At 69.8% G+C, this 9,710-nt stretch carries 9 protein-coding genes; all 9 read right to left on the bottom strand.

The window, feature by feature from the left end:
• Positions 1–7: 7 nt before the first annotated feature.
• The gene (locus JX283_RS07070) at positions 8–745 is read right to left on the bottom strand and encodes an ABC transporter ATP-binding protein (protein WP_204829943.1); all 738 of its coding nucleotides are present in this window, start codon (positions 743–745) and stop codon (positions 8–10) included.
• A 168-nt stretch (positions 746–913) separates the two neighbouring features.
• Complete coding sequence (locus JX283_RS07065) at positions 914–1,108, bottom strand: Arc family DNA binding domain-containing protein (protein WP_135978947.1); 195 nt, start codon at positions 1,106–1,108, stop codon at positions 914–916.
• Positions 1,109–1,114: 6 nt separating this feature from the next.
• On the bottom strand, positions 1,115–1,963 hold the full coding sequence (locus JX283_RS07060; protein ID WP_370583429.1) for an SPFH domain-containing protein: 849 nt from the start codon (positions 1,961–1,963) through the stop codon (positions 1,115–1,117).
• Positions 1,964–2,457: 494 nt separating this feature from the next.
• Positions 2,458–3,453 (bottom strand): ketol-acid reductoisomerase, encoded by a 996-nt coding sequence (gene ilvC / locus JX283_RS07055; protein WP_204829941.1) that lies wholly within the window; start codon positions 3,451–3,453, stop codon positions 2,458–2,460.
• A gap of 93 nt (positions 3,454–3,546) precedes the next feature.
• Positions 3,547–4,032: an acetolactate synthase small subunit gene (ilvN, locus tag JX283_RS07050; RefSeq protein WP_204829940.1), complete on the bottom strand. Its 486-nt coding sequence runs from the start codon at positions 4,030–4,032 to the stop codon at positions 3,547–3,549.
• Positions 4,029–5,957, bottom strand: coding sequence for a biosynthetic-type acetolactate synthase large subunit (gene ilvB / locus JX283_RS07045; protein WP_204829939.1), 1,929 nt, complete (start codon positions 5,955–5,957; stop codon positions 4,029–4,031). Before ilvB ends, ilvN begins: the two co-directional genes overlap by 4 nt.
• Positions 5,954–7,618 (bottom strand): dihydroxy-acid dehydratase, encoded by a 1,665-nt coding sequence (gene ilvD / locus JX283_RS07040; protein WP_204829938.1) that lies wholly within the window; start codon positions 7,616–7,618, stop codon positions 5,954–5,956. Before ilvD ends, ilvB begins: the two co-directional genes overlap by 4 nt.
• Positions 7,619–8,026: 408 nt before the next feature.
• Positions 8,027–8,599: a GNAT family N-acetyltransferase gene (locus JX283_RS07035; protein WP_204408262.1), complete on the bottom strand. Its 573-nt coding sequence runs from the start codon at positions 8,597–8,599 to the stop codon at positions 8,027–8,029.
• A 274-nt stretch (positions 8,600–8,873) separates the two neighbouring features.
• Complete coding sequence (locus JX283_RS07030; protein ID WP_239652526.1) at positions 8,874–9,629, bottom strand: ABC transporter ATP-binding protein; 756 nt, start codon at positions 9,627–9,629, stop codon at positions 8,874–8,876.
• Positions 9,630–9,710 lie beyond the last annotated feature (81 nt).

Here is a 9,710-nt window from a genome sequence, read left to right as displayed (position 1 = left end):
AACAGCCTCATCGCCCCTCCCCCGCGCCGTCGGCCATGACGTCCATGAAGACGTCCTCGAGGGTCTCGTCGCCCATCACGGCCTCGATGGGGCCCTGGGCCCGCACCGCGCCGCCGCGCACGATGGCCACGGTGTCGCAGAGCCGCTCCACCACCTCGAGCACGTGGGACGAGAAGAGCACGGCGCCGCCGCCGTCGGCGTGCTCGCGGNGCATGGCCCTGAGGGTGCGGGTCGCCACCGGGTCGAGGCCCACGAAGGGCTCGTCGAGGACGAGGAGGGCCGGCCTGTGGACGAAGGCGCCCATGAGCACCAGCTTCTGCTGCATGCCGTGGCTGTAGGAGGAGGCCTTGGAGCCCAGGGCGTCGGCCATGGCCAGGCGGTCGGCCAGCCCCCCGATGCGTCCGGCCCGCTCCGGGGCGGGGACCCCGAAGACGTCGCAGACGTAGTCGAGGTACCCCATGCCGGTCATGAAGCCGTAGACCGAGGGCGTGTCGGGGACGAAGGCGAGGCCGGCCTTGGCGGCGACGGGGTCGGACGCCACGTCGTGGCCGCAGACGGCGATGGACCCGCCGTCGAAGCCCTGGATGCCCACGACGGAGGAGATGAGCGTGGTCTTGCCGGCGCCGTTGGGGCCCACGAGGCCCAGGATCTGGCCGGAGTCGACCTCGAGGGAGTAGCCGTTCGCGGCCACCTTGGCCCCGTAGGTCTTGGTGAAGTCACGGACTTCGAGAATCGGCTGGGACACGGAACACCTTCCTTCTTGATCGGGCCGCGCCGCCCTCCGGCGCCACGGCCGGGCACCCCTGCAAACGGAGGGGCATGCCCGGCTCCCCACGGTAGCCCCGCGGAGAGTGGGATTGGGAATTATTCAGGAGCAGGAAAAGAACCTGTCATACCGGGCCGGCCGTCCGGGCTAGCTCCCTTCGGCCGCGCCGCCGTCGGGCCTGTCGCCCGGGCGGTCCTTCGGCAGCCGTCCCGCGCGGCGCAGGGCGTCGCGCAAGATCCACTCCACCTGTCCGTTCGCACTGCGCATCTCGTCGTCGGCCCACTTCTGGACCGCCGCCCACACCTCCGGGTCCACGCGCAGGGGGTACTGCTTTCTGGCCATGGGGTGTCAGTAGAGCGATCCGGTGTTGACCACGGGATGGGCCTCGGAGTCGCCGCAGAGCACCACCATGAGGTTGGAGGCCATGGTGGCGCGGCGCTCGTCGTCGAGGTCCACCGCCCCTCCGCGGGCCAGCTCGTTGACGGCCATCTCCACCATGCCCACGGCGCCCTCCACGATCTTGCGGCGGGCGGCGATGACGGCCTCGGCCTGCTGGCGCCGCAGCATCGCCTGGGCGATCTCGGAGGCGTAGGCCAGGTGGGTGAGCCTGGCGTCGTCCNCCACCACGCCCGCGGGCTCGAGACGGCAGGAGAGCTCCTCGCGGAGGGCCGCCGAGACCTCCTCGACGTTGGAGCGCAGGGTGATGACGTCGGAGGAGTCGGAGGAGTCGCCCGCATGGTCGTAGGGGTAGATGCTCGCCACGTGGCGCAGGGCCGTCTCGGCCTGCATGGCCACGTAGCTGGGGTAGTCGTCCACGTCGAACAGGGCCTTGGCCGTGTCCTCCACGTGCCACACCACGACGTCGGCGATCTCGATGGGGTTGCCCACCTTGTCGTTGACCTTGAGGCGCTCGCCGTTGAGGGTGCGGGCGCGCACGCTCACCTTGGTGGAGAGGCCTTCGGACAACGAGACGCTTTTGTCGTCGTCCGAAGCGACCTTGACCACCTCTGCTGCCGAGATGNTGGNGTCGAGACGGCGNCTGTNGAAGGGGTTGGCCCAATGGAACCCCTCGGAGCGCACCGTGCCCACGTAATGGCCGAACAGCACGCACACCCGGGCCTGGCCGGGCTGCACGGTGAAGAATCCCCCGGCGAGCACGGCAATGACAAGGGTGAGGAGGATGGCTCCGACAAGCATAAAGACGGGAACTATGGACTCGGTCTCTTCGACGAGGCCGGGAATGNCTACGGCATAGAGGGCGGCGTCGCCAAGGACGAGGAGGGCCACTGGGCCAAGCATCGGCCATCCAGACAGGGCCGTGNCCTTCTTCTCAACGGTCATGGAGGGTCTCCTTTCGAGGTCGCGGCCCCACTGGCCGCTGACTGAAGTCATTGTGATATCACATTGGTCTCTCGTCAAGAAGGGACTCACCGTGCCGAANCGTTGCCTNGCGAGACGGCACCTTGTCGAGAACCGAACAATGGTGCCCGACCCGGACAGCCGCACCTCCCGTGCTCCTTATCAATCTCTTATCGTGAATGGAAAAGCGCCCATACCGGATAAAAATGCCGGTACAGGCGCTTGTGGTGCATATTGTCGGGNAAATGCTCCTTTGATAAGGAGCGCGACCGGCAGGGGGATCGTGCTTGGCCGCCGGGTCCGAGCACTGCCACCAGGGCCGCCGCAACCTCCTACTTCTTGATCCAGCTGAACATGGAGCGGATGGANTCGCCGGTCTCCTCGATGGGGTGGCTGTTGATGGCCTCGCGCTGCTCGAGCAGCCAGCGATGGCCGTNGTTGCAGTCGGCCACAAACTCCTCGGCGAAGGAGCCGTCCTGGATGCGGGCGAGGATCTGGCGCATGGCGGCGCGGCTCTCCTCGTTGATCACTTTGGGACCGGCGTAGTACTCGCCGTACTCCGCGGTATTGGAGANGGAGTAGTNCATGAAGTGGATGCCGCTCTCGTACATGAGGTCCACGATCATCTTCATCTCGTGGTAGACCTCGAAGTACGCCAGCTCGGGCGGGTATCCGGCCTCGGTCAGGGTCTCGAAGCCCGCCTTCACGAGCTCCACGAGGCCGCCGCAGAGCACGGCCTGCTCGCCGAAGAGGTNCTCCTCGGTCTCGTCCTTGAAGGTGGACTTGATGATGCCGGAGCGGGCGCCGCCCACGCCCCAACAGTAGGACAGGGCGATGTCCCATGCGTCGCCGGTGGCGTCCTGGNAGACGCAGGCGAGGTCGGGCACGCCGGAGCCCTCGGTATACTGGCGGCGCACGATGTGGCCGGGGCCCTTGGGGGCNCACATGATGACGTTCACGTCCTCGGNGGCCTTGATGTAGCCGTAGTGGATGTTGAAGCCGTGGGCGAAGGCCAGGGTGTCGCCGGGCTTGAGGTTGGGTGCCACGTACCTCTCGTAGACCGCGGGCTGGGTCTCGTCGGGGGTGAGGATCATGACGACATCGGCCTCTTTGACGGCCTGGTCCATGGGCACGACCTTGAGGCCGGCCTCCTCGGCGGCCTGGGCGCTGGAGGAACCCTCGCGCAGGCCCACGCGGACATCCACACCGGAGTCCATGAGGTTGAGGGCGTGGGCGTGGCCCTGGGAACCGTAGCCCAGGACGGCGACCTTCTTGCCCCGGATGACGTTGGGGTCGCAGTCGTTCTCGTAGCAGATGGTGACGGCCATGTTCTCTCCTTTGTGCTTCTGGTGACACGTTCTCCGCCCGGCCGGGCGGGTTGAACCGGTTGGGACGCCCCTGCCGTGCCGGGGCTCGGGGGGTCAGGCGTCGCGGGAGCCGCGAGTCTGGGCCACCTTGCCTGTACGGGTGAGCTGCTTGATGCCGTAGGCGCGGAACAGGTCCTCCATGGCGTCGAGCTTGCTGGCAGTGCCCGTGGCCTCGATGGTGAGAGTGGCGTGGCCCACGTCGACGACGTTGGCNCTGAAGACGNTGGCTNNCTNGATGACCTCGTGGCGGCGCTCGGGTGGCGCCTGCACCTTGAAGAGCACCAGCTCGCGCTCCACGGCCCCCTCAAAGGTGAGGTCGGAGATCTTGAAGACGCTCACGAGCTTGTGGAGCTGCTTGGTTATNTNCTCGAAGCCCACCTCGTCGGCCTCCACGATGACGGTCNTGNGGGAGANCGACTCGTNCTCGGTGGGGGCCACCGACAGGGACTCGATGTTGAAGCCGCGGCGGCTGAACAGGCCGGTGATCCGCGACAGCACACCGGGCTTGTTCTCCACCAGGATGGACAGCAGGTAGTTCATGAGACCTCATCCCCTCTCACCCGGTCATCGTCGTCGGACACCGGCGGGTGGCCGGCGGCCCCGAAGCCCTTCTCGCTCACCCGTACGCCGCCCAGGGTCACGTCGAGNGCGCCGATGATGTCGTCGATGGGGGCGCCGGGGGCCACCATGGGGTAGACGGTCTGGTCGGCCGGGATCTGGACGTCCAGGAGGTAGGGGCCGTCGGCGGCGAGCATGGCGTCGAGGGCGTCGGAAACCTCCTCGGGGCGGGAGATGCGGGCGGCCTCCCAGCCGTAGGCGTCGGCGAGCTTCACGAAGTCGGGCACGGCGTCGAGCTCGGTGAACGAGTAGCGGCGGTCGTAGAAGAGGGTCTGCCACTGGTGCACCATGCCGAGGGCGCGGTTGTTGACGATGAGCACCTTCACCGGCACGCGGTTGGCCGCGGCCGTGNCCATCTCCTGGCTGTTCATCTGGAACGAGCCGTCGCCGGCCACACACACCACCTCGTCCTCGGGGCAGCCCAGCTTGGCGCCGATGGCCGCGGGGAACCCGAAGCCCATGGTGCCGAGGCCGCCGGACGAGATGAACGTGCGGGCGTGCTCGCGGTGGATGTTCTGGAGGGCCCACATCTGGTGCTGACCCACCTCGGTGGTCACGATGGAGCGCTCGGGGTCGAGCTTGTCGGAGAGCTGGCCGAGCAGCACCTCCGGCGCGATCTTGTCAGGGAAGTCCGCGAAGTCCGAGGTGTAGAAGGGCCAGCGCTCCCGCCAGCCGAAGACCTCGCGGCACCAGGCCTCGCCCACGGGCTCGGCGCCGGTCTCGTCGAGGCGCCGGTTGACGGCGGCCAGCANGGTCTTGACGTCGCCCACAATGGGAACGTCGGGGTTCACGATCTTGCCGATCTCGGCCGGGTCGATGTCGATGTGCACGATCTTNGCGTGGGGCGCGAACTCCGAGACCTTGCCGGTCATGCGGTCGGAGAAGCGCGCGCCGCAGGCGATGAGCAGGTCGCACTCCATGACGGCCATGTTGGCGTACTTGGAGCCGTGCATGCCCACGGGCCCCAGGTTGAGCGGGTTGGAGCAGCGCATGGCGCCCTTGCCCATGAGCGACGTGATGACGGGTATCCGCATCTTCTCGGCCAGCTCCGTGAGCTCCTGGCACGCGTGGCTGGCCACCACGCCGCCACCGGCGTAGAGCAGCGGCCGCTTGGCGGAGCGGATGAGCTCGGCGCAGGAGCGCACCTGCTTGGCGTTGCCCCGGNAGGTGGGGCGGTAGCTGGGCAGGTTCACGGAGTCAGGGTAGTGGAAGACCATCTCGGCGCCGGAGAGGTCGCTCGGGACGTCGATGAGCACGGGGCCCGGGCGGCCGGTGGAGGCGATGTAGAAGGCCTCGCGGAACGTGCGGGTGAGGTCGTCGGTGGACTGCAGCAGGAAGCTGTGCTTGACGATGGGCATGGTGATGCCCACGATGTCGGACTCCTGGAAGGCGTCCGTGCCGATGACGCCGCGGGTCACCTGGCCCGTGATGACCACCAGGGGGATGGAGTCCATGTAGGCGGTGGCGATGCCCGTGACGGTGTTGGTGGCGCCCGGGCCGCTTGTGACGAGCACCACGCCCACCTTGCCCGTGGCGCGGGCGTAGCCGTCGGCCATGTGGGTGGCGGCCTGCTCGTGACGGGCGAGGACGTGGCGGATCGTAGGTGAGTCGTAGAGGGCGTCGTAGATCTTGATGGCCTGGCCGCCCGGGTAGCCAAAGATCGTGTCCACGCCCTCGGCCTCGAGGCTGGCGATGATGGCCTGGGCGCCGGTNATGGTCCTACCCTCGTGCTCCGTGCGGCTTCCGGGGCCGAAGGGGCGGCCCTCGATGGCCCGGGCACGACGGGCGACCTTGTCGGCGACGGTGTTGGACCCAGCCTGAGCCGGGATACGGTCCTGGTCTCTCATGACAGGTAGGCCCCCTTGTCTGCACTGGTGACGAGCCTGGCGTAGCGGGAGAGGACGCCGGTGGTGTACTTGGGCGCTGGAGGCTCCCAAGCGGCGCGGCGGCGCTCGAGCTCCTCCGGCGCGACCTCGAGCTCGATGGTGCCGGCGTCGATGTCGATGGCGACGGTGTCGCCCTCCTCCACGAGGGCGATGGGGCCGCCNGCCGCGGCCTCGGGGCTCACGTGGCCGATGGCCGGGCCCTTGGTGGCGCCGGAGAAGCGGCCGTCGGTGACGAGGGCCACGGAGCGGTCGAGTCCCATGCCGCAGATGGCCGACGTGGGGGTGAGCATCTCGCGCATGCCAGGGCCGCCCGAGGGGCCCTCGTAGCGGATGACCACGACGTCGCCGGGGCGGATACGGCCGCCGAAGATGGCCTCGCAGGCCTCCTCCTCGCTCTCNAAGACCCGGGCCGGACCGCGGTGGCGGCGCNTCTCGGGCGCCACCGCGCNCTTCTTGACCACGCCGCAGTCGGGGGCGAGGCTGCCACGGAGCACCTTGAGGCCACCGTCCGGCGAGTAGGCCTCCGAAACCGGGCGCACGATGTCGCCGTCGGGGGAGGGGCAGTGCTCCACCCACTCCCCCACCGTGCCGTGGCAGGTACGGGCCGAGAGGTCGAGGTGGCCGGTGCGGCCGAGCTCGCCCACGATGGCGGAGACGCCGCCCACGACGTCGAGGTCNTCGATGTGCCGGGGGCCGGCCGGGGCGATGCGCACCATGTTGGGGGTGGCGGCCGAGACCTCGTCCCACTCGTCCATGGTCACCGGGCAGCCGGCGGCCTGGGCGATGGCGGTGAGGTGCAGCATGGTGTTGGTGGAGCCGCCGAAGGCCATGTCGAGGGCCATGCCGTTGCGGATGGCGCGGGAGTCGACGATGTCCAGGGCGGTGACGCCCTGCTCGAGGAGCTCCATGACCTTCATGCCGGCGCGCTTGGCCAGGCGGATGCGCTCGGAGAAGACCGCGGGCACCGTGCCGTTGCCGGGCAGGGCGATGCCGAGGGCCTCGGCCAGGCAGCAGATGGAGTTGGCGGTGAACATNCNGGAGCAGCTNCCGCAGGTGGGGCAGGCGGTCTCCTCCAGACGGGAGCACTCCTCCACGGTCATGGTACCGGCGGTGACCTGGCCCACGGCGTCGAAGAGGCTGTTGAGGTCGGTCTGGCAGNCGTCGGCNNCGCGGCCCGCAAGCATGGGGCCGCCGGAGACGAGCACGGTGGGGATGTTCAGGCGGCAGGCGGCGATGAGCATACCCGGCACGATCTTGTCGCAGCTGGGGATCAGCACCATGGCGTCGAACCGGTGCCCCTGCACGGCGCACTCCACGGAGTCGGCAATGACCTCGCGGCTGGTGAGCGAGTAGCGCATGCCCTCGTGGTTCATGGCGATGCCGTCGCACACGCCGATGGTGTTGACCTGCAGCGGCGTGCCGCCGGCCATGCGGACGCCGGCCTTGACGGCGTCGGCGACGGACTGGAGGTGGATGTGGCCGGGAATGACCTCGTTCTGGGCCGAGACGACCGCCACGAGCGGGCGCTCGAGCTCCTCGTCTGTGAGACCGTCGGCTTTGAGGAGGCTGCGGTGTGGCGCGCGGGCCAGCCCCTTCTTGACGGCGTCGCTGCGTAGTTTCATGGTCCCTCGCTTCTCTCTCGGACGTGGGCCAAGAGCTGCGCGAGGGCGCGGGCGCCCACAGGCCCGGTGTCGGTGGGCCGCCGGCCGCGGGGCTCGTCCCGCCGGGACCGGGGGTCGCCCGGTCTGGCGGAATGCCGCACCGCAGCTGCTCGGGGGTGTTTCGGGGCCGTCCCATCCGGGGTGTGGCTGGGGTGGGCCCGTACTCGTCCCGTCCTCGCATCGCTCAGTGAGGGACACGGTATCTTATTAGATTGATTTCAGAGGAAGCGGAAACCAACCCGTCACAGACCGGGCCCTCGCCGCGGCCCCCGTCCCACCACCCGGACACTTTTGNCCCATCNGTCGGACACTTTTGTCCCAACATCAATCGAGCAATAGGCGAAGTGACAGATGGGCCAGGCACCGCTGTCACAGGCGGGCGCCGTGGGCCTCGGCCGCCTTCCTCGCGCGGGCCCAGCGGGCCTTGGCCTCTCCCTCGGCGACGTTGCCCCATGCCCGCTCCCAGGGCCTGAAGCCCAGGCTCTCGTAGAGGACCACCGCCGGCCAGGACTGGGCCTGCGTGGAGAGCTGCACGGGCCGTCCGTCGGCCGCCGCCAGCGCCGCCCGGCACACGGTGCGCGAGAGCCCACGGCGCTGGTGTCCCTCTGCCGTCATGACCCAGTGCATCCGCAGCGGCGCGGCCTCGGGGTACTTGCCGGCGCAGAGCGTGCAGGTGGCCGCCAGATCCCCCTCGGGGCCCAGGACGAAGAAGTGGCGCGCCGCGACGTCGGGGGCCTGCAGCTCCCGCCACTTGCCTCGGGCCTCCTCAAGCGAGAAAGGAAACCCGAGCGACGTCATGAGGGCCGCCCACTCCTCCCCCATCGATCCGGGCTCATCGGCCCAGCGGTACCCCTCCGGCAGGCCCGGCGCGGGACCGACGGCAGGCCGGGGGCAGACCATGAGCAGGTCCTCGTAGGGGATGGCGTCGTCGAGCTTGGTCATGGGTCGTCTCCTCCTCACCGGGGGCCACCGACCCCTCTCTCAGTCGCCGGTCGCCGACCGGCCCCTCTCCTGGCACCTGAACGCGGCTGGGGGCGACCTCGGGGGCTCCTNGGCACCGGAATCCGTCCTCATCCGCGTTCAGGTGCGCCGAATCCGCCCCTAGACGCGTTCAGGTGCCGAGAAGGTCGCCCTCANCCGCGTTCAGGTNNACAACGCGGAACCCGCAGCAGGCCGGTATGCGGGCCCCGCCGCGGGCCGGNGCCGCCCGCCCCGCTCACCCGTACACGCCGCGCAGCGAGTACCAGCCGTCGCGCTCCTCCACGGCCAGAGGCACGCCGAAGAGCCCCGTCATGGCGTCGTCGCGCAGCAGCTCGTCCTTGGGGCCGTCGGCCACCACCCGGGCGCTGCCGNTGAGCAGCACACGCCCGATGGCCGGGACGATGTCCTCAGGGTAGTGGGTCACGAGCACCACGGAGCGCCCCTCGGCGGCCAGCGTGGCCATGGCCTCGCGCACGTGGTACATACCCTCGGGGTCCAGGCCCGTGCAGGGCTCGTCGAACACGAGCACCCCCGGGTCGCGCACGAGCTCGCGGGCCACGAGCACGCGGCGCACCTGGCCCGTGGAGAGCGTCATGACGTCGCGGTCGGCCAGGTCGGCGATGCCCAGGCGCTCCAGGGCGTCGGCCGCCAGCCTGCGGTGCCCCTCGGTCACCTCGCGGCGCAGGGGCAGCCCCAGCGTGCCGAAGAGCCCGCCCGCCACGACGTCGGCCGCCGGCAGGTGCACGCGCACCTGGTCGTGCATGGTGCCGCTCACCACCCCCAGGCAGGTGCGGATGTCGGAGAGCGCGGGGCGGTCCTGGCCGCGGAAGCGCACGGGCGGCTCGTCGCGGTGCAGCGGCAGTACCTCGCGGGTGAGCAGCTGCACGAACGTGGACTTGCCCGCGCCGTTGGGCCCGAGCAGCGCGACGGACTCCCCCTCGGCCAGCGAGAAGGACCCCACCGAGAGGATGGTCTTTCCCGTGCGGCGCACCTGGGCGTCGCGGAGCTCGAACAGCGGCGGCCTCCCCCCGGGCGCCTCCGGAGCTCGTGGGGAGGCCGCCGCTGTTCGAGC

The organism is Olsenella sp. CU969, assembly GCF_905219715.1.
Lineage (GTDB): Bacteria > Actinomycetota > Coriobacteriia > Coriobacteriales > Atopobiaceae > Granulimonas > Granulimonas faecalis.
Note: the sequence above shows the minus strand (reverse complement) of the source record. Positions and strands in the feature narration are given on the sequence as shown.

Coding starts and splice junctions, on each gene's coding strand:
- JX283_RS07065 (WP_135978947.1), bottom strand. CDS start 1,108: ATGGCCAGAAAGCAGTACCCCCTGCGCGTGGACCCGGAGGTGTGGGCG.
- JX283_RS07035 (WP_204408262.1), bottom strand. CDS start 8,599: ATGACCAAGCTCGACGACGCCATCCCCTACGAGGACCTGCTCATGGTC.